Origin of the sequence: Prevotella dentalis DSM 3688, from assembly GCF_000242335.1 — a bacterium.
GTDB classification, from domain to species: domain Bacteria; phylum Bacteroidota; class Bacteroidia; order Bacteroidales; family Bacteroidaceae; genus Prevotella; species Prevotella seregens.
Genome location: NC_019960.1, coordinates 506,633 through 526,749 on the forward strand (window position 1 = coordinate 506,633; position 20,117 = coordinate 526,749).

Annotated in this window: 14 protein-coding genes and 4 tRNA genes; 13 read left to right on the forward strand and 5 right to left on the reverse strand. The window is 58.4% G+C overall.

From position 1 onward, the window contains the following. Positions 1–81: 81 nt before the first annotated feature. From rho to PREDE_RS02040, 3 genes are all read right to left on the reverse strand, one after another. Positions 82–2,085 (reverse strand): transcription termination factor Rho, encoded by a 2,004-nt coding sequence (gene rho, locus PREDE_RS02030; RefSeq protein WP_005843817.1) that lies wholly within the window; start codon positions 2,083–2,085, stop codon positions 82–84. A 673-nt stretch (positions 2,086–2,758) separates the two neighbouring features. Beyond that, entirely contained in the window at positions 2,759–4,537 is a 1,779-nt protein-coding gene (gene rpsA / locus PREDE_RS02035; RefSeq protein ID WP_005843811.1) for a 30S ribosomal protein S1, read from the reverse strand. Positions 4,538–4,690: 153 nt separating this feature from the next. Continuing rightward, positions 4,691–9,160: a translocation/assembly module TamB domain-containing protein gene (locus PREDE_RS02040; protein WP_005843807.1), complete on the reverse strand. Its 4,470-nt coding sequence runs from the start codon at positions 9,158–9,160 to the stop codon at positions 4,691–4,693. A 172-nt stretch (positions 9,161–9,332) separates the two neighbouring features. On the opposite strand from PREDE_RS02040, the gene PREDE_RS02045 reads away from it, so the two are divergent. Genes PREDE_RS02045 through nqrF form a run of 6 tightly spaced genes read left to right on the forward strand, consistent with a single transcriptional unit; the run spans position 9,333 to position 15,175 of the window. Then, positions 9,333–10,685, forward strand: coding sequence for a Na(+)-translocating NADH-quinone reductase subunit A (locus tag PREDE_RS02045; protein WP_005843804.1), 1,353 nt, complete (start codon positions 9,333–9,335; stop codon positions 10,683–10,685). Between the two features lie 45 nt (positions 10,686–10,730). Next, positions 10,731–11,891, forward strand: coding sequence for an NADH:ubiquinone reductase (Na(+)-transporting) subunit B (locus tag PREDE_RS02050; RefSeq protein WP_005843803.1), 1,161 nt, complete (start codon positions 10,731–10,733; stop codon positions 11,889–11,891). Between the two features lie 49 nt (positions 11,892–11,940). Beyond that, entirely contained in the window at positions 11,941–12,642 is a 702-nt protein-coding gene (gene nqrC / locus PREDE_RS02055) for an NADH:ubiquinone reductase (Na(+)-transporting) subunit C (RefSeq protein ID WP_005843801.1), read from the forward strand. A gap of 5 nt (positions 12,643–12,647) precedes the next feature. Further along, positions 12,648–13,280, forward strand: a complete 633-nt coding sequence (locus PREDE_RS02060) for an NADH:ubiquinone reductase (Na(+)-transporting) subunit D (protein WP_015298385.1) — start codon at positions 12,648–12,650, stop codon at positions 13,278–13,280. 5 nt (positions 13,281–13,285) lie between these two features. After that, entirely contained in the window at positions 13,286–13,894 is a 609-nt protein-coding gene (nqrE, locus tag PREDE_RS02065) for an NADH:ubiquinone reductase (Na(+)-transporting) subunit E (RefSeq protein ID WP_005843797.1), read from the forward strand. A gap of 9 nt (positions 13,895–13,903) precedes the next feature. Beyond that, entirely contained in the window at positions 13,904–15,175 is a 1,272-nt protein-coding gene (gene nqrF, locus PREDE_RS02070; RefSeq protein WP_005843795.1) for an NADH:ubiquinone reductase (Na(+)-transporting) subunit F, read from the forward strand. Between the two features lie 346 nt (positions 15,176–15,521). Here nqrF and PREDE_RS02075 read toward each other — a convergent pair whose 3' ends face one another. Together PREDE_RS02075 and PREDE_RS02080 are read right to left on the reverse strand one after the other, a co-directional pair. Next, positions 15,522–16,460, reverse strand: coding sequence for a ribose-phosphate pyrophosphokinase (locus PREDE_RS02075; protein WP_005843791.1), 939 nt, complete (start codon positions 16,458–16,460; stop codon positions 15,522–15,524). Between the two features lie 73 nt (positions 16,461–16,533). Then, on the reverse strand, positions 16,534–17,142 hold the full coding sequence (locus PREDE_RS02080) for a beta/alpha barrel domain-containing protein (protein ID WP_005843789.1): 609 nt from the start codon (positions 17,140–17,142) through the stop codon (positions 16,534–16,536). Positions 17,143–17,272: 130 nt separating this feature from the next. Here PREDE_RS02080 and nspC point away from each other — a divergent pair, with 130 nt between their 5' ends. The 7 genes from nspC (at position 17,273) to PREDE_RS02115 (ending at position 20,107) form a co-directional block, all read left to right on the forward strand. Then, entirely contained in the window at positions 17,273–18,454 is a 1,182-nt protein-coding gene (gene nspC / locus PREDE_RS02085) for a carboxynorspermidine decarboxylase (protein ID WP_174264880.1), read from the forward strand. A 199-nt stretch (positions 18,455–18,653) separates the two neighbouring features. Then, positions 18,654–18,729, forward strand: a tRNA-Gly gene (locus PREDE_RS02090). 39 nt (positions 18,730–18,768) lie between these two features. Further along, a tRNA-Leu gene (locus tag PREDE_RS02095) sits at positions 18,769–18,850 on the forward strand. Between the two features lie 24 nt (positions 18,851–18,874). Continuing rightward, positions 18,875–18,958, forward strand: a tRNA-Leu gene (locus tag PREDE_RS02100). Positions 18,959–18,974: 16 nt separating this feature from the next. Then, positions 18,975–19,047: transfer RNA gene (locus PREDE_RS02105), tRNA-Gly, on the forward strand. A 30-nt stretch (positions 19,048–19,077) separates the two neighbouring features. Beyond that, positions 19,078–19,629 (forward strand): hypothetical protein, encoded by a 552-nt coding sequence (locus tag PREDE_RS02110; protein WP_005843786.1) that lies wholly within the window; start codon positions 19,078–19,080, stop codon positions 19,627–19,629. Positions 19,630–19,639: 10 nt separating this feature from the next. Continuing rightward, positions 19,640–20,107, forward strand: a complete 468-nt coding sequence (locus PREDE_RS02115; RefSeq protein WP_005843783.1) for a single-stranded DNA-binding protein — start codon at positions 19,640–19,642, stop codon at positions 20,105–20,107. The last annotated feature ends 10 nt before the right edge of the window (positions 20,108–20,117 follow it).

Consider the following 20,117-nt stretch of genomic DNA (forward strand, 5'->3'; position numbering starts at 1 on the left):
CGTTTCTAAAAAGCAGCAAGCCCTGCCCTTGGACGGTTCCAAAGGCAGGGCTTGCGCTGTGTGGATGGGACAGCGGCGGGGCTATCCGTTCATCGACATGAGGAACTCTGCATTGTCGTGCGTGGTCTGCATGCGGTCGTGAATGGAGTTCATGGCCTCGATGGGGTTCATGTCGGAAATGTACTTGCGCAGAATCCACATGCGGTCGAGCGTGGTCTTGTCCTGCAGCAGGTCGTCGCGCCGCGTGCTCGATGCCACGAGGTTGACCGACGGGAAGATGCGCTTGTTCGAGAGCGAGCGGTCGAGTTGCAGCTCCATGTTGCCGGTTCCCTTGAACTCTTCAAAGATCACCTCGTCCATCTTCGAGCCCGTGTCGATGAGGGCCGTGGCGATGATGGTGAGCGAACCGCCGCCCTCAATGTTGCGGGCAGCGCCGAAGAACCGCTTGGGCTTCTGCAGGGCGTTGGCGTCCACACCGCCGGTGAGCACCTTGCCGCTGGCCGGCGACACCGTGTTGTAGGCGCGGGCCAGACGGGTGATGGAGTCGAGGAATATCACGACGTCGTGCCCGCACTCCACCATGCGCTTGGCTTTCTCGAGCACGATGCCGGCAATCTTCACGTGGCGTTCGGCCGGCTCGTCGAAGGTTGAGGCAATGACCTCGGCATTGACGGTGCGTGCCATGTCGGTCACCTCCTCCGGCCGCTCGTCGATGAGCAGCATCATGAGGTAAGCCTCCGGGTGGTTGGCGGCGATGGCGTTGGCAATGTTCTTCATCAAGATGGTCTTGCCGGTCTTGGGTTGGGCCACGATGAGGGCGCGCTGGCCCTTGCCGATGGGGGAGAACAGGTCCACGATGCGCGTGGAGAGGTTGGTGGTGGCGGGGTCGCCGCAGAGCGAGAACTTCTCTTCGGGGAAGAGAGGAGTGAGGTGCTCGAAAGGCATGCGGTCGCGAATCTCGGACGGCAGCCGGCCGTTGATCTTGTCGATGCTCGTCAGCGGGAAGTATTTCTCGCCTTCGCGGGGCGGCCGCACGTGGCACTGCACCACGTCGCCGGTCTTCAGACCGTAGTGCTTGATTTGGTTGCCAACCACGTAGATGTCGTCGGGCGAGGAGAGATAGTTGTAGTCGCTGGAGCGCAGGAATCCGTAACCGTCGGGCATAATCTCGAGCACGCCGTTGGCTGCAATCAGTTCGGAGAAGTCGTAAGGTGACTGTGCGCCATTGCCCGAGGGCAGCTCCATGGGCTGCTGATAAGCCGGAACGGCGGGCTGCGGGTAGGGAGTCGTGGGGTTGTCGAACATGTCGTAGTTGGGTACGGCCCCTTGATCTTCGATGGGCAGGTCGACGACGGGGATAAAGTCGGTGCCGTCGGCGGGATCGCCGCCCCAGATGCCGTCGGGTGCGGGCTCGGCATTGTCGCCGTTAGACTCGTTGTGCATCTTGACCTTGGCTTGCAGCTGGGCTATCAGGTCGCTACTGTCGCCCTCGTTGTCTTCGTTCTTCCTGGCGGCAAAGGTGGCTTCGGGGATAAAGTCGGCGTCGAGCTGCCCGTTTGTATTGTCGTTGGTGTCTTCGTCCTCAGGTTCCCCACCGTTGTCCTTGTCCGTGTAGGCGGTGCCGCGTGCAGCCTCAATCTCGGCAATGAGTTCGCGCTCACGCTTGGTCTTGGGTCCGCGGTGCTTGGGCAGTGCGGCCAGTTCGGCCTCCAGAGCCTTGATGTGGTCGTTGTCCGTCTCCTCGGCGGCGGCGGGCTGCTCGGCCGGTTTTTCGGCAGCTTGGGGCAGGTCTTTGAAGAGCTGCTGCGGGGCGTTGGCTGCCTTGCTTTTCTTGGTATCGAAGTTCTCTCCCTCTTTGCCTTTCACGGAATAGACGCGGTCGGTCTCCTGTCTTGCAATGCGCGTGCGCTTGCGCTTGGAAGAGCCAAGTGGGTTTTTGTTGCCTTCCTCGTCGGCTTGCTTGTCCAGAATAGCATAAATGAGCTGTTCCTGGTCGCCGTGGTCCTGCGGATTGAGGTCAAGCTGATGCGCAATATCTTCGAGCTCGGAGATACTTTTAGCTAATAATTCGTCTTTGCTATACATATATTGTATAAAAAATGGTGTTGAAATGAAGAATGTTTCCGGGATGGAAACACCCGCTGTGTTGAATTGGTTGCAAAGGTACTGAAAAACGATGAGAATGGGCAGACAACGCTGGAATAATTGATAACGATTAACATATATTAAAGACGAGCGGCTCCTTGGGTGACGGGCAGTTTGGCAAAGGACAGGAGCATGTGCGGTTTTGCCGTGTGGGGACGGTTCGGAGGCCGGACCCTACGCCTATGCCATGCAAGAAATGGCCGGGAGCCTTTCGGGAACTTCCGCAAGCTTCAAAGGGATTGCCGAGAGCCTTTCGGGAACTTCCAAAAGGTTCAAAAGGTTTGCCGGGAGCCTTGCGGGGCTCCCGCAAGCATCAAAGGGAACGCTGGGAGCCTTTCGGGAACTTCCAAAAGGTTCAAAAGGTTTGCCGGGAGCCTTGCGGGGCTCCCGCAAGCATCAAAGGGAACGCTGGGAGCCTTGCGGGAACTCCCAAAAGCATCACGGGCAAGGCCGCGAGCCCAGCTTGCGGTGCTTTTCAAGGCCCCGGACACCACGGGGACTTTGCGCTTTCCACGGGAAAGAACGCCCGGCGGCGTGCGGAAACAGCAAGGGCCGCTCCCCTAATGACGGGAAGCGGCCCTATGAGGATTGGCCGTTGGCCTGTGGCCTTGGCTTACTTGTTCTTGTCGAGGTCGGCTTTTAGCTTGGCGAGCACGTCGAGGTCGCCGAGCGAAGTGCCGGCAGCAACATTGTTGATGACGGGAGCGTCGTTCTGCTTGCGGCTGCTTGCAGTAGAGTGGCGGCGCGGCTTGATGTCGTCCTTGCCCTCCTCGAACGTGCGGGAGTGGGAGAGGATGATGCGACGGCTGTCCTTGTTGAACTCGATGACCTTGAAGGGGAGCTCCTCGCCCTGCTGGGCCTGCGAGCCGTCTTCCTTGGTGAGGTGCTTCGGTGTGGCAAAGCCCTCGCCGCCCTCGTTCAGGGTAATCACGGCACCCTTGTCCATCATCTCGGTGATCTTGCCCTCGTGAACGGTGCCGGGCGTGTAGATGCTCTCGTAAACGTCCCAGGGATTGTCCTCGAGCTGCTTGTGGCCGAGGCTGAGGCGGCGGTTCTCCTTGTCGATCTCAAGAACGACAACATCGATTGCGGCACCCACGGTGGTGAACTCTGACGGATGCTTCACCTTCTTGGTCCAAGAGAGGTCTGAGATGTGAATCAGGCCGTCGACGCCCTCTTCGAGCTCGACGAAGATGCCGAAGTTGGTGAAGTTGCGCACCTTGGCAGTGTGTCTGCTGCCCACGGGATACTTCTGCTCGATGGTCTCCCAAGGGTCTTCCTTGAGCTGCTTGATGCCGAGCGACATCTTGCGTTCCTGGCGGTCGAGGGTCAGAATAACGGCCTCTATCTCGTCGCCCACGTGGAGGAACTCCTGTGCCGAGCGCAAGTGCTGGCTCCAAGACATCTCGCTGACGTGGATGAGACCCTCTACGCCGGGCTGGATTTCCACGAAAGCACCGTAGTCGGCAATCACCACAACCTTGCCCTTGATGTGGTCGCCCACCTTCAGGTTGGCGTCGAGCGCATCCCAAGGATGCGGCGTGAGCTGCTTCAGACCGAGGGCGATGCGCTTCTTCTCCTCGTCGAAGTCGAGGATAACGACCTGAATCTTCTGGTCGAGGGCCACCACCTCATGCGGATCGCTGACGCGGCCCCAGGACAGATCGGTGATGTGAACGAGTCCGTCGACACCGCCGAGGTCGACGAATACGCCGTAGGAGGTGATGTTCTTGACGGTACCCTCGAGCACCTGTCCTTTCTCCAGGTGAGAGATAATTTCTTTCTTCTGGGCTTCCAGCTCGGCTTCGATGAGTGCCTTGTGGGAAACCACAACGTTGCGGAACTCCTGGTTGATCTTCACAACCTTGAACTCCATGGTCTTGCCTACGAACACATCGTAGTCGCGTATGGGGTGAACGTCGATCTGGCTGCCGGGGAGGAAAGCCTCGATGCCGAACACATCAACGATCATGCCGCCCTTGGTGCGGCACTTGATGTAGCCCTGAATAACCTCGTTGTTCTCGAGAGCCTTGTTGATGAGCTCCCAGCTCTTGCTCAGGCGAGCCTTTTTGTGAGAGAGAACGAGCTGGCCTTTCTTGTCCTCCTGGTCCTCTACATAGACCTCAACCTTGTCGCCAACCTTGAGCTCGGGGTTGTAACGGAACTCGGAAGCGGGGATGATGCCGTCGCTCTTGTAGCCGATGTTGACCACGACCTCTTTCTTGTCGAGGGAGATTACCGTGCCTTCAACAACCTCGTGCTCCTGAATTTTGTTGAGGGTTTCGTCGTAGGCCTTCTCGAGGTCTGCCTTGCCGACACTTTTGCCGGCGCCATTTTCAAACTCGTCCCAGTTGAAGTCGTCCAATGGCTGAACGTTCTTGAAATCAGACATAAAATTTAAATGTTTTGTAATTAATAAAGTTAGACTTTATGTGAATCATTCGGGCATGGCGTGGCCACGCCCTCGCAAATCGGGGGCAAAGGTACCTTTTTTTTCTGAATCAGAGGGAATTGGGGTGGAAGGAGGGAAAGGCTTTATTCTTTTTTAACGTTTGCGGCGTAGCCGGAACAGCTCCCGCCAGCTGTTGAAATCGTGTTTCAGAATGAAGCCGATGCCCTGCGTGTTGAGCGAGCTGCGGGTGAAGTAGCGGTCGTTGGTCTGGTTGTAGACGTGGATGCTGAGGTTGCCGTTCGGGAAGATGAGATATTTCAGATCGAAATCGCCGATGAACGAGGTGGTGGCGTTGGCGTTGTCGCGGTAGCCGAACTGGCCGTCGAAGAGCAGTCGGTTGTTGAGAAGGCGGCCGCTGAGCAGTCCTTCGTACTCGGCATTGTTCCATCCTTCGTCGCCGGTGGAGATGTTGGCGCCGAAGTTCCAGTTGTTGTTCTTCATGACAGAGCCCAGCACCGTGTTGAGCTGTTGGCTGATTTGGCCGCTGAGCAGACTCTGCATGGCCAGGCTTGTCTTGTTGCCGCCGTTGCCCTCGGCCGCCGCATTGTTGTTGCCCTGCGAGTAGAAACGGCCGATGGCCAGCAGGTAAAGCACCTGCTGGTTCATTTCTTCCTCGCTGTTGATGATGCTGTAGATCATTTGTTTGGCGTCGGCCCCCACGGTGGGCATGTCCAAGTCGAACGCCACCTTGGGCGTACCGGGTGTGCCGGTGATGTGCATGATGCAGTTCACGCGGATGTTGTTGTTGGAGAAACTGCGGCCTATCTGCAGGTCGGAGAGGCTCACGGAGTTGACCATGTACTGGGCCTTGAGGTTGAGCAGCGCGCTGTACGGGTCGCCGCCAAAGACGATGGTGCCGCCCTGGGCGAAGACAAAGTCCTTCTTGATGACGTTCTGGATGGTGAGTTTGTAGAGTCCGTGATCGATGAGATAGTTGCCGAAGATGTCGAGCCCGCCCTTGTTGTAGTAGGCGGCACGGATGGTTCCCGACCCGTTCAGGTTGATATAGTCGCCCGTGGCCTTGTCCATGACGAGCTTGAGCGTGGCTTCCGGCGTGGTGTTGATTAGGAAGTTCAGGCGGATGTCGGTGGGAATGTCGGGCTCGTCGGGGGCATCCTCGTCGCTTCCGGCCGGCGGAGCCGGCTGTCCTGACGGCGGGACGAGTGCCAGCGAGTCGCGTGAGGCCCAGTGAATGAACTCTTGCGTGCCTACGGCTTCGGGTCGCGACACGTCGTAGACCACCTGCGACCCCCGCTCGGGCGTGAGATTGACGTCAATGTTCACCTCGCCCGACTTGCCCTTGATGGCCACCTCGCCCGTGCCATAGACGGTGCCGTAGAATGAGCTGCCGCCCGCCCAGTCGTAGGCCAGCAGGTGGCGGGCGGTGGCCTTGAGGTCGTAGGTGAGGCGGGACAGGTGCTGATGGCGGAGGCTTCCCCTCACCACGCCTACGTTGCCGTTGCGGTCGAGGATGGTGTCGCCCGCAAATCGTATCTCGTTCACCAGACAACGGATGGTGTCGTTGCGCAGCGTATACTCCACGTTGAGCGGCGAGAGCCCCATGCGCCCGTTGGCCACCATCTCGCCCGTGAGGTTCAGCTTATTCAGGTCGCCCCACAGCCGGAGCTGCCCGCGGGCGTTGATGTCGGCACGGTTCATGAAGCTGGAGCAGAAGCTCCGGATAAATTCGCCGCGCGTGTTGTCGGCCTCGATGCCCAGATCGATGTAGTTGCGTTTGGGCGACACGTAGCCGTTGATGGTGGTGAGCCGGGGGCGGGGCAGCGGGCCGCCGCTGTGCATGGTGTCCACGGCCTGTGCATTGATGTCTATCTGCTCCTTTTCGCGGTCCCAGCCTACCTGTGCGTGTAGCGTGCCCAGCCGTCCGTTCTCAAAGCGGAAGTCGTCCACGCGCAACCGGCCGCGGGCTTCGGGGCGGCTGAACAGGCGCGACACGTAGGCCCGTCCCGACGCATAGCCGCTGAACTCTACGGCATGGAAATTCACCAGGTCGAGGATATAGCTCACGTTCACGCCGTTCAGATCGACGAGCAGCGAGTCGTCGCCCTCCCGCGTGGTCACGCCGTCGATGCGGATGTGCTGCCGTCCGCTGGTCACGGCAAAGTCGTTGACCTCCAGCCGCTGCCGGCTGTAGATGATGGTGGCGGGGTGGATGGCAAACACGGTGTCGCCCACATTCAGCTGCGACGACGCGATGCCCACGTGGGCTTCGGCCTGTCCGTTGCGGCCCCGGGCGAACTGCACCACCGCATTGAGCTTGCCCCGCAGACGCTGCTTGCGGGCGTGGTTGTCCAGCGAGAACACGGAGGCCAGCTGGTCGTCGTGCGCCGAGGCTTCCAGCCGGTAGTCGGCGCCAATGCCGTCGTCGCCCATCTTGGTGAGCTGGATGTCGGCGCAAAGCTGCTGATTGGGCGAGGAAACCACGACCGACACGTCCTTGTAGTGCCCGCCTCCGTAGCTGATGTCGGGCACCTGCAGGTTGGCTTCCATGTGGGCCGACCGGCTGTTCATGCTGCCGCTGAGCCGTAGCGGGCGGGCCAGCGCCAGGTCGATGCCGAAGAATTGCCGCAGCCAGTCGGTCCGGCGCACGGTGGCCTGCAGGTCGAAGTTGTTGCCGCGGGTGGCGCGGTATTTGATGGGGGTGAGCTGCTGGATGCTCGGCAGCTTGCTGGCAATGGTGTTTTTCACGCTCTGGATGATGGTGGCGTAGTCGAAACGGCCCGTCACCGAGGCGTCGGCAAAGTCGCTCTGCAGCGTCAGGTAGTGGCCGCGCGCATCGTTGCCGGCCTGCAGCAGGAGTGAGTCGAGGGTGTATTCGGACTCGGGCGATCGCATGGCGAAACGCCTTACGGCCACTTTTCCGCGCGCCGTATTCAGGTTGTCGCCGGTAAAAGAGGCCGCAATGTCGGCCCTGTAGACGGCTTCGCCCAGCCTTCCTTGGAGCAGGTGCAAAGCATTAGGCCGTAAACGCGTCACGTTGGCGGTGAAATCGGCGGCCGTTTTACCCGTGTTCGCGTTCAGTTTACCGGTAAATTCAGCCGCGATATTCTCGTCATCGATGCTGAGCTTGCCGTTGAGCAGTCCATTGTCGAAAGTTCCGTCCACCGACAGGTTGCGGTAGGCGTAGGCGTTGTAGTCCATGCGCGTCACGCTGCCCTTGGCCCGATAGCGCTTCTGCTTGAGGTTGCCGTCCACGCTGATGTGGGTGGCCAGCTGCCCGAACTTGTCGTTGGCCAGAAGCTGTGCGAGGTTGAGCCCGTCGGTTTCCAGCCGTCCCGAGAAGTTGTCGGCGTGCATGCCCAGCGCCACGCGGGCGTCGCCGGCCCCCGAGCGCAGCACGCCCTTGGTGGCCAGGTCGCGTCCATAGCCGCCGGCCGTGCCGCGGTAGCTGATGCTTTCGAGCCGCGCCGCCACGTCGGGGATGCTTCCGGCCAGCAGCTCCAGTCCGGCCTTGTCGATGGAGAACTCGGCGATGGTGGCTGCCCATCGCGGCTTGCTGTTCCACGAACTCACCGAGCCGCTCACGTCTATTCTGATGTCGGTCGCCGTCTGCAGTCCCGGTTGGCGGCCTGGTTTGGGCATGGCGGCTTCCAGTCGGTTCAGCCGGAAGCTGGTGCTTGTGCCCGAAAAGGCCGCCCGCAGCACCACGGGCCGGGTGAATTTTCCGAGCTGGGGCAGCAGCGCGGCCGCGTCGGCCGGCGTCACTACCGACTGCAGAATGCTGCCATTGTATTGCAGGGTGGGGAGTTCCAGCTGCTTGCCGTCCATCTGGTAGGTGGCCGTGATGTCGCTCAGCGACAGCCGCGTGGCGGGCATCTCGAGGACAAAGTCGTGCAGCCGGGCCGTCCGCCGGTTGGCTGCGAGGCGCAGCGTCAGCTGCCGCACGTCGAGCCCCGAGGCCTCGCGCAGCGCAATCTTCCTGACGTTCAGGTTCACCGAGTCGTCGCGCAGTGCATTTAAAATAAGGTGTGCGCTGATATTGCTCACGTGCAGATGGTGCAGATCCAGCCCCGGACGGGCGGGCTGGTCCAGCCGGTCGTAGCTCACTTCGCCGTGACGGATGACCAGACTGTTGATTTCGAGGTCGAGCGGCGTGTGCCGTGTGGTGTCTTTGGAGGCCAGGGAGTCGAGTACAAACTGATAGTTGGGGCGGGCGTCGGCCGTGGCTTGGCAGAGTCTGGCCTTCAATCCGAAGAGCTGGGCCGAGGTGACGGAGATACGACCCTCCATCAAGGCCACGTAATCCAGCTTGGCCGAGAGCCGCGTGGCGCGCAGCATTTCCTTGCCCTGCTGGTCGAGCAGCCGCACATCGTCGATGACAACACGGTTGAGCAGTCCCAGGTCCACACGCCCCACCCACACCTTTGTGCCCAGTTTCTGTGCGAGTGCCGAGGCCACCTGCGACCCGATGAACGACTGCGCGACAGGAATGTTGACAAAGATGGCGATGCCCAGATACAGTCCTGCCAGGAGCCATATCAGGGCGTTGACGGTGTGTTTAAGTCTTTTCAAACAGGTTGCAAATTTAAAAAAAATAATGTCCATACTGAAATAAAAGCCCGTTTTTTGTCACAATTAAGCTATTTTTGGCTAAATTTGCATCGCATTTTGCATGGCGACATGCAGGGAATTACAAGAATTTGAATGTTTCACAGGGTGATTACTGATGCGCATGCCATTAAAATGTCACATTATCAACTAACAATTATAGATTTCTATGGCAAATGTAATTAAGTTGCGAAAGGGCTTAGACATTAACCTGAAAGGCAGGGCCGCGGAAAAAAAGGTGGAGATAGCGTGCTCTGCGGAGTACGCATTGATGCCCGAAGACTTTGTCGGCGTCACCCCGAAGGTGGCCGTCAAGGAGGGCGACCACGTCTTGGCCGGCGAGGCTCTGTTCCTGAACAAGGCATGCCCCGAGGTGAAGTTTGCCTCTCCCGTGAGCGGAACGGTTGTGTCCGTGGTGCGGGGCGAGCGTCGCAAGGTGCTTTGCGTCAAGGTCAAGGCCGACGCACAGCAGGAGGCGCACGACTTTGGGCGCATGGATGCCGGCGCGCTTGACGGCGAGGGCGTCCGCCAGGCGTTGCTCGATGCGGGCCTCTTCGGCTATATTGGCCAGCTGCCTTATGCTGTCTCGGCCACGCCCGACACCACGCCCAAGGCCGTCTTCGTCTCGGCTCTGCGCGACATGCCGCTGGCCGGCGACTTCGAGTTTGAACTCCAAGGCAACGAAGAGGCATTCCAAGTGGGCATCACAGCCCTCTCGCGCATGGCTCCCGTGTATTTGGGTATTGGCGCGCGGCAGTCGGCCCCGGCCCTCACGGGTGTGAAGAATGCCGAGCTCCACGTGTTCGACGGGCCTTGCCCCGCCGGCAATGTAGGCGTGCAGGTCAACCACGTTGCACCCGTCAACAAGGGCGAAGTGGTGTGGACAGTGGATCCCACGGCGGTCATTTTCTTCGGCCGTCTGTTCCTCACCGGCCGTGTAGACCTGCGTCGCACGGTGGCCATTGCCGGCAGCTGCATCAGCGAGCCTGTGTATGCCGACGTGCTGGTGGGCACGCCGCTGGCCGACCTTTTGGCCGGACGCGTGGTCTCTGCAGGGCATGTACGCATTCTCAACGGCAATCCGCTCACGGGCCGCAAGACCGGCATCGACGGCTATCTGGGGGCTCACACCTCAGAGGTGACGGTCATTCCCGAGGGCGACGACCGCGACGAGATGCTGGGATGGATACTCCCACGCACCAACGATTTCTCGGTGTCGCGCAGCTATTTCTCCTGGCTTCAGGGCAAGAGCAAGGCCTACGACCTCGACGCCCGCATCAAGGGCGGCGAACGTCACCTGATTATGAGCGGCGAGTACGACCGTGTGTTGCCCATGGACATCTATGGCGAATATCTGATAAAGGCCATCATCGCCGGCGATATAGACAAGCAAGAGCAGCTCGGCATCTATGAAGTGAGCCCCGAAGACTTCGCTCTGGCCGAGTTCGTGGACTCCTCGAAGCTGCCGCTCCAGCAGATTGTGAGGGCAGGTCTCGATACACTCCGCAAGGAGAACACCTGAACCTGGCCATCCGTTAACTATAACAGAAGTAATCCAAATTGCAAAATGAGTGCATTAAAGAAATATTTTGAGGGCATCAAACCCCACTTCGAGGATGGAGGTCGGCTCCATGCTTTCCGGAGTGTTTTCGAGGGTTTCGAGAGCTTCCTCTTTGTGCCCAATGCCACATCGGCCACCGGAGCCAGCATCCACGATGCCATCGACTCGAAGCGCATCATGAGTTTTGTGGTCATTGCGCTGGTTCCGGCCATGCTCTTCGGCATGTACAACGTGGGCTATCAAAACGCCCTGGCTGCCGGTCAGCTGGCGCAGACCGGCTTTTTGCCGATGCTCTGCTACGGTTTTCTGGCCGTGCTGCCCAAGATTCTGGTGAGCTACATCGTCGGTCTGGGCATCGAATTTGCCTGGGCCCAGTGGAAACACGAAGAGATACAGGAGGGTTTTCTGGTCTCGGGCATTATCATTCCGCTGATAGTTCCCGTCAACATTCCGTTGTGGATGCTGGCTCTGGCCGTGGCCTTTGCCGTGATTTTTGCCAAGGAAATCTTTGGCGGGACGGGCATGAACGTGTTTAATGTGGCTGTCGCCGCCCGCATGTTCCTCTTCTTTTCCTATCCCAGCCAGATGACGGGCGACAAGGTATGGATCTGCCAGCACGGCATCCTGGGACTGGGTTATGACCTGCCCGACGGCTTCACGGCCGCCACGCCGCTCGGCGAGATAGGGCAGGGCATCGTGCCCGATGCCAGTTTGGCCGACATGGTCATGGGCTTCATCCCCGGCTCCATCGGCGAGACCTCGGTCATTGCCATTGCCATTGGGGCGGTGATTCTGCTTTGGACCGGCATCGCCAGCTGGAAAACCATGCTTAGTGTCTTCGTGGGCGGCATTGTCATGGCCCTTGTTTTCACGGCCGCCGGCTCCACGCAGACTCCCTGGTACGAGCATTTGGTGCTTGGAGGTTTCTGTTTCGGTGCCGTGTTCATGGCCACCGACCCCGTGACTTCGGCGCGCACCGAGACCGGCAAATACGTCTACGGATTCTTCGTCGGCGCGCTGGCCATCATTGTTCGTGTCATGAATCCGGGCTATCCCGAGGGCATGATGCTGGCCATCTTCTTCGGCAACATGTTTGCGCCGCTGATTGATTTCTGCGTCGTTCAGTCCAACATCTCGAAGCGTGCCAGGCGTGCGAGCCGTCAATAAGTGGCGGATGATATAATAATAAGGTGTACATCGCATGAATTTATAAGGCATGAAAACAAATTCCAATTCCTATACCATCATCTATTCTGCCGTGCTGGTGGTCATCGTGGCTTTCCTGTTGGCATTCGTCTTCCAGGCGCTCAAGCCTATGCAGGACGCCAATGTGGCCCTCGACAAGCAGAAGCAGATACTCTATTCACTCAACATTCGCAACCTCGACGATGCTTCCGCCGCTGCCAAATACAAGGAGGTAGTCGTGGCCGACGAGGTTATCGATGCCTCAGGCAAGGTGACGCAGCCAGGCGCGCAGGGCGGAACCTCGGCCGGATTCAAGCTCAACTCGGCCGACTACAAGGCTGGGCGGCTGGCTCTCTACCTCTGCCGGGTGGACGGAAAGACCAAGTATGTCATCCCCGTTTACGGCATGGGCCTGTGGGGCCCCATCAGCGGATACATTGCACTCAACGATGACAAGGCCACCGTCTACGGTGCCTATTTCAACCACGAGGGCGAGACGGCCGGACTGGGAGCCGAAATCAAGGACAGCCAGGCCTGGCAGGAGCAGTTCCGGGGCAAGAAGCTGTTCCATGGTACCGACCGCAGCGGCATCGCCCTCTCGGTGGTCAAGAAAGTGGACGACGCCTCCACGCAGGTCGATGCAGTCACTGGAGCCACGCTCACTTCCAATGGAGTGACTGACATGCTCAAGGAATGTTTGGGCAAATACATGAACTTCTTAAACGACAAATAAAGATTATGGCACTATTTTCAAAACAGAATAAGGAGGTGTTGGGCAATCCGCTCAACCTGGACAACCCCATTCTCGTCCAGGTGCTCGGCATCTGTTCGGCACTGGCCGTCACCTCGCAGCTCAAACCTGCCATCGTGATGGGTCTGGCCGTGACGGTGATCACGGCATTCTCCAACGTCATCATCTCCCTTATCCGCAACACCATCCCCATGCGTATCCGTATCATTGTGCAGCTCGTGGTGGTGGCAGCGTTGGTGACTATCGTGAGCCAGGTGCTCAAAGCCTTTGCTTATGACGTGAGCGTGCAGCTGTCTGTCTACGTGGGTCTCATCATCACCAACTGCATTCTCATGGGTCGGCTGGAGGCTTTTGCCATGATGAACAAGCCGTGGCCCAGCTTCCTCGACGGCATTGGCAACGGTCTCGGCTATGCCATGATACTGGTTGTCGTGGGCTTTGTGCGCGAGTTGGTGGGCCGTGGCACGTTGCTGGGCTTCAAGGTGGTGCCCGATGCCCTGTACGATCTGGGCTATATGAACAACGGAATGATGACCATGCCGGCCATGGCCCTCATCCTGTTGGGCTGCGTCATCTGGGTGCACCGTGCCTTTTTTTACAAAGAAGAAGATAACAAGTAATCGTCATGGAACATCTCATTAGTCTTTTCTTCAGGTCCATTTTTGTGGACAACATGATATTCGCCTTCTTTCTGGGCATGTGTTCTTTCCTTGCCGTGTCGAAGAATGTGATGACTTCGCTGGGCCTTGGAGCCGCCGTCACCTTTGTGCTGGTGGTTACAGTGCCCGTGGATTACCTGCTGCAGACCTGCGTGCTCGACCCTTTGGGGCTGTCCTATCTCAGCTTCATCCTGTTCATTGCAGTCATTGCTGGCATGGTGCAAATCGTGGAAATGGTGGTCGAACGCTACTCCCCGTCACTCTATAGCTCGCTGGGCATCTTCCTGCCGCTCATAGCCGTGAACTGCGCTATCATGGGTGCTTCGCTCTTTATGCAGCAGCGCATCAACATGGATCCCTCGAGCACGCAGTACATCGGTTCGGTGTGGGATGCCGTGGTCTATGCTTTCGGCTCCGGCCTCGGCTGGATGCTGGCTATCGTAGCCATGGGTGCCATCCGCGAGAAAATGCAGTACAGCGACGTGCCCAAGCCGTTGCAGGGACTGGGCATCACTTTTATTACCGTGGGACTCATGGCCATGGCCATGATGTGTTTCTCGGGACTTAAAATTTAACAACAAGGTATGAACACAACTTTTATATTGAGCAGTGTGGGGGTATTCCTCGTCGTGATACTCCTGCTGGTCATCATTCTGCTGGTGGCCAAGAAGTATCTTAGTCCCAGCGGCAACGTCACCATCACCATCAACGGTGATAAAGAGCTGGAGGTGGCCCAGGGCGAGAGCCTCATGTCCACGCTCAATGCCAACGGCATCTTCCTTCCTTCGGCCTGCGGCGGCAAGGCCAGCTGCGGCCAGTGCAAGGTGCAGGTGCTCGAGGGAGGCGGAGAAATTCTCGACTCGGAGAAGCCACACTTCTCGCGCAAGCAGATTAAGGACCACTGGCGGCTGGGTTGCCAGTGCAAGGTAAAGGGCGATTTCAAGATCAAGATCGACGAGTCGATACTCGGTGTGAAGGAGTGGGAGTGCACCGTCATCTCCAACAAGAACGTGTCTTCGTTTATCAAGGAGTTCAAGGTGGCCCTGCCGCCGGGCGAGCACATGGACTTCGTGCCGGGCTCGTATGCGCAGATTAAGATTCCGGCCTACGACACCATCGACTACGACCGCGACTTCGACAAGGAACTCATCGGCGAAGATTACATCGGCCCGTGGAAGCAGTTCAACCTCTTTTCGCTCAAGGCCCACAACCCGGAGCCTACCGTCCGCGCCTACTCCATGGCCAACTACCCGGCCGAGGGCGACATCATCACCCTCACGGTGCGCATCGCTTCCACGCCGTTCCTGCCTCGGCCGCAGGTGGGATTCCAGAATGTACCCACAGGCATCGGCTCTTCCTACATCTTCTCGCTCAAGCCAGGCGACAAGGTAATGATGAGCGGACCCTACGGCGATTTCCATCCGCACTTCGATTCCAAGCGCGAGATGGTATGGATTGGCGGCGGTGCCGGCATGGCGCCCCTGCGTGCGCAGATTATGCACATGACCAAGACGCTCCACACCACAGACCGTGAGATGCACTTCTTTTACGGGGCGCGTGCGCTGGGCGAGGCTTTCTTCCTGGAAGACTTCTGGGAGTTGGAGCGCGAGTTCCCCAATTTCCACTTCCACCTCTCGCTCGACCGCCAGGACCCCAAGGCCGATGCCGCCGGCGTGAACTACTACACAGGCTTTGCCGTGAACTGCATTCGCGACACCTATCTCAAGGACCACGAGGCCCCCGAAGACTGCGAATATTATCTCTGCGGCCCCCCCATGCTCATCAAGACCGTCACCGACTATCTGGATTCGCTGGGTGTGGAAAGCGACAGTATTATGTACGACAATTTTGGCTGATGGCCGACCGCCATACCCTTGCAGCGGGCCCTCTCTTCGATGGAGAGGGCCCGCCGCTACGTTTGCCGTGGCGTGAATAGGGCTGCAAAGGCCCGTCTGAGGCATGCGGCGGTGTTGCCGGCGAGCCGCCACGGTGCAGCCGCATTTTCTTTGCGCCGTAATCGCATTGCCGTTACGGTGTAGTCGCGTTGCCGTTACGGCGCAATCGTCCCGCCTTTGCGCCGTCGTCGCACGGCCGCTACGGGTCGGACGCATGGCCATGTCGGCCGGCATCCGCCAGAACGGCACATCCCGGGCAACGCGATGGCTGCCCGGGATGTGCGGGATGGCGAGGACTGCGGCGAGTCTACACCAGATATTGCGACGAGATGCTCTCGTTGTTCACCACGCGGCGGATGGTCTCGGCAAACATGTCGGCCACGCTCAGCTGCTTCACTTTGGAGCAGCGGTGGGTGTAAGGAATGGAGTCTGTGAAGACGATTTCCTGCAGGGCCGAGTCCTGCACGCGGTCGCTGGCCGGGCCGCTCATGACGCAATGGGAGGCGCATGCACGCACGCTCAGGGCGCCGGCGGCCGTCATGATGTCGGCGGCCTTGGTGATGGTGCCGGCCGTGTCGACCATGTCGTCCACGATGACCACGTTCTTGCCCTTCACCTCACCGATGATCTGCATGCTGTCCACCACGTTGGCGCGGGCACGTGTCTTGTTGCAGAGCACGAGCGGGCAGCCCAGATACTTGGCATAAGTGTTGGCGCGCTTGGAGCCGCCAACGTCTGGCGAGGCTACGACGAGGTCTTCGAGGTGTAGGCCTTGCAGGTAGGGCAGGATGACGCCCGAGGCGTAGAGGTGGTCCACGGGCACGTTGAAGAAGCCTTGAATCTGGTCGGCATGGAGGTCCATGGTGATGAGGCGGTCGATGCCTGCCACGCTCAAAAGGTCGGCCACGAGCTTGGCGCCGATGCTCACGCGGGGCTTGTCCTTGCGGTCTTGACGGGCCCATCCGAAATAAGGAACGACGGCAATGATGTTGCGTGCCGAGGCGCGCTTGGCGGCATCAATCATCAGCAGCAGCTCCATCAGGTTGTCGGAGTTGGGGAAAGTGCTTTGTACCAGAAAGACATCGCGGCCGCGGATAGACTCCTCGTAGGACACGGCGAACTCGCCATCTGAGAACTTGGTGACCACCAAGTTGCCTAAAGGACAACCCAGACTGGCGCAGATTTTCTCTGCAAGGTATCTCGTGCTCGTGCCCGAGAAGACCAAAAAAGAGCTGTTTTCACTCATTTCGTTCAGCGTTATGATTTATGGTGTTGTGTTAATGGTCGTTGGGGGTGTTGGTTTTGGCGGCTGCGGTGCCTCAGTAGACGGCGCGGCGCAACCTCCCGAAGTGGCTGATGAGGTCCTTGAAATCGGCTTGGTTGTGGATGTTGAACTGGTTCCACAGGTCGCCGCAGACCACTATGCCGCCGAAACCCAGCTGCCGGGCCACGCCGATGTTGTCGATGCCCATGCCGCCCAGTGCGTAGACGTGGCGGTCGATGAGGCTCTGCGCCGAGGCTTCTTCGAGCTGACGCAGGGTGAAGTTGGATTTTTCGTCGGGAAATTCAATGCAGTCGAAGATGTTTTTCAGGAACACATACTTCGATTTTTTCTTCATTGTTTTGAGTTGTGACAGGTTGGTGCACGTGCGGCTCACGTCACCTTTGTAGCCCTGTGGCACGTCTTCCGCGGCATTGTCCAAGTGAATGCCGCCGAGTTTGTACTCGCCTTTGAGGTAGTAATGGCCGTGGACGCTGATTCTGCGGTAGTAATCCTCGGGTATCAGGGAGAGCAGACGCTCTGCATAAAGAGGCGATGACCCCGGCTTGTACAGGTGCAGGCTGTCCATTCCCTCGTCAAAGAGAGTCGTGAGTATTTTGTCTTCCTCCACAAAGAATGTGGATTTGGTCATGATTATCAATTTCATCGTTGATATCTTTCGTCGCTGACGTCGCGCGCCGCCTATGCCGTTTTCGTGTGCAAATGTAGGAATTTTCCTTTGAATCCGCAATATTATTGGAAAATAAAACCTAACTTTGCATGAAAAGACAGACAAAATGAAGGTAAATCTGGACAGCTTTGAGGGGCTCCGCCGACCGGCATACATTCTGGAAGAGACGAGGCTCCGCAGCAATCTTACGCTCATATCGCGCGTGGCCCGCGAGGCCGACGTGGAGATTATCCTGGCTTTCAAGGCCTACGCGCTGTGGAAGACGTTTCCTATTTTCCGCGAGTATATCCGTGCCACCACGGCCAGTTCGCTCGGCGAGGCCCGGCTGGGGTTCGAGGAGTTTGGCAGTCCCACGCACACGTTCTCACCGGCCTATACCGACGACGAGATAGACGACATAGCCCGCTGCTCCAGTCATTTGACGTTCAATTCGCTCACGCAGATGGAACGGTATGCGCGTCGTACGCTCGCCGTCAACGGCGACATCAGCCTGGGGCTGCGCGTCAATCCTGAATACAGCGAGGTGGAGACGCTGCTCTACAATCCCTGCGCACCGGGTTCGCGTTTCGGCGTAACAGCCGACAAGCTGCCCGTCCGACTGCCCGGTTATATCGACGGACTGCACTGCCATTGCCACTGCGAGAGTGGAGCCGACGTATTTGCACGCACGCTTGCACACATCGAAGAACACTTCGCCCCGTGGCTGTCGCAGGTGCGCTGGGTGAATTTCGGAGGCGGTCATCTCATGACTCGCCGCGACTACGACGTGCCCTTGCTGGTTCGCACCCTGCGCGAGTTTCACGGCCGCCACCCCCATCTGCATGTCATCCTTGAGCCGGGTAGCGCTTTTGGCTGGCAGACGGGGCCCTTGGTGAGTCAAGTGGTCGACGTGGTGGAGGACAAGGGCATCCGCACGGCCATCCTCAACGTGAGCTTCACTTGCCACATGCCCGACTGCCTTGAGATGCCTTACTGGCCGGCTGTAAGGGGCGCACGCACCGTCGAATCCGATACCGACGGACTGCTTCGGGGCTGTCATGGCGACCACGTTTACCGCTTGGGCGGCAACTCTTGCCTGAGCGGAGACTTCATGGGCTACTGGGTTTTCGACCACGAACTGCAGGTGGGCGAGAACGTGATATTCGAGGACATGCTGCACTATACCACCGTTAAGACCAACATGTTCAACGGCATTTCCCATCCCGCCATTGGGCTGGCCCGCGAGAATGGTGAGTTGGAGTGGCTGCGCGAATATACCTATGCCGACTATCGCTCGCGCATGGATTAGCCCGACGGCCGGCTGCCCGTCGGCACATGTCGTGGGCGCAGGAGGCCGTCGGCCCGTCCGAGGGCCCTCTTATATTAATAAGGTGTAAAGATTAAATGGCGTTTTATAGAAAAAAAGCCGCCCAAAAGTTTGCGAGAAAGAAAAAAAGTCGTACCTTTGCAACCGCATTTAGGGAAATGCTTCTGGAAACAGAATCCATGCGGCAATAGCTCAGTTGGTAGAGCACGACCTTGCCAAGGTCGGGGTCGCGAGTTCGAGTCTCGTTTGCCGCTCCACACTTTGAATAAACCAACGATGGGTCGGGAACCCTTCATGCCCAGGTGGCGGAATTGGTAGACGCGCACGTTTCAGGTGCGTGTGTTTAACGACGTGCAGGTTCGAGTCCTGTTCTGGGCACATTATTCAAAGTATTTACATGCTGGAGAGGTGGCGGAATTGGTAGACGCGCTACTTTGAGGGGGTAGTGACAATTGTGTCGTGGGAGTTCGAGTCTCCTCCTCTTCACTTGTAATTCTGGTGTGCGGCAATAGCTCAGTTGGTAGAGCACGACCTTGCCAAGGTCGGGGTCGCGAGTTCGAGTCTCGTTTGCCGCTCGTTTTTCTATTAGAGCAACATCGCCATCCATGAACTTATATTTAAGATATTTCGATAAGGAAACACTTGTTTCCAATGCTGACGAAGCCATTGATTTTCTGAGATCCATCCAAGAGATAGCCGTCACTCCCGATCTAGAGGCCGATATTCGCGACTATGCTGCCAGTGAAGTCTTCTTTCCCAAGAGGTACAAAGTGCGTGCTCATGTGTATTTCATCGTCATCAAGACGGTGGCTGCCACCATGCTTGACTTCAAGCAGAAAAAGGGTCTGCGCGCTTCGGGCAACGGCAATGGGCAGGACAGGCGCAGTGCCGCCGACAATCAGATGGCACGCTTGGTCGAAGAACGCGCCGGTTGGTACGAGGGCGACCTTGACTTCAAACGGGTGGTGATGGTTCCTTCGACGGGCAAGCACGAGTATCGCGACACGCATTTCGTGGCCCGCTGCAAGGCCAACTCTGGACAAGACTGCTACAATCGCATTGTGGAACACCTGCGTGACCGGGTGGATACCCGCAGCCAATTCCCCTCGGCCAAGGGCAAGAACTTCCGGTTCAAGTATCTGGGCATGTGGAAGTAAGGCTGCGGCGATGAACAAGGTGATGCTGATAGGCAACGTGGGCAAGGAGCCCGACGTGCGTTACTACGATGCCGACCAGGCCGTGGCCAAGCTCTCACTCGCCACTACAGAGCGAGGATACACGCTGAAGAACGGCACGCAGGTGCCCGATCACACCGATTGGCACAACCTGCTGTTCTATCGTCAGCTGGCCAAAATCGTGGAACAGTACGTCCACAAGGGCGACAAACTCTACATAGAGGGTCGTCTGCGTTACAGCACTTACGATGATCCGCAGGGCAAGCGCCGCTACGTGACCGAAATTCTGGTGGAAAACATGGAAATGCTCACGCCGAAAACCCGTCCTGCAACCGACCCTAACCGTCCTACGAGCAACGGTTCCCGTCCCTCATCCGACGGCTCCCAGCCGGTGTCCATGCCCGGCACAGCAGCCCCGACGGCGGCCGAAACGCCCGACGACGGCGGTCTGCCTTTCTAAATCTCACACT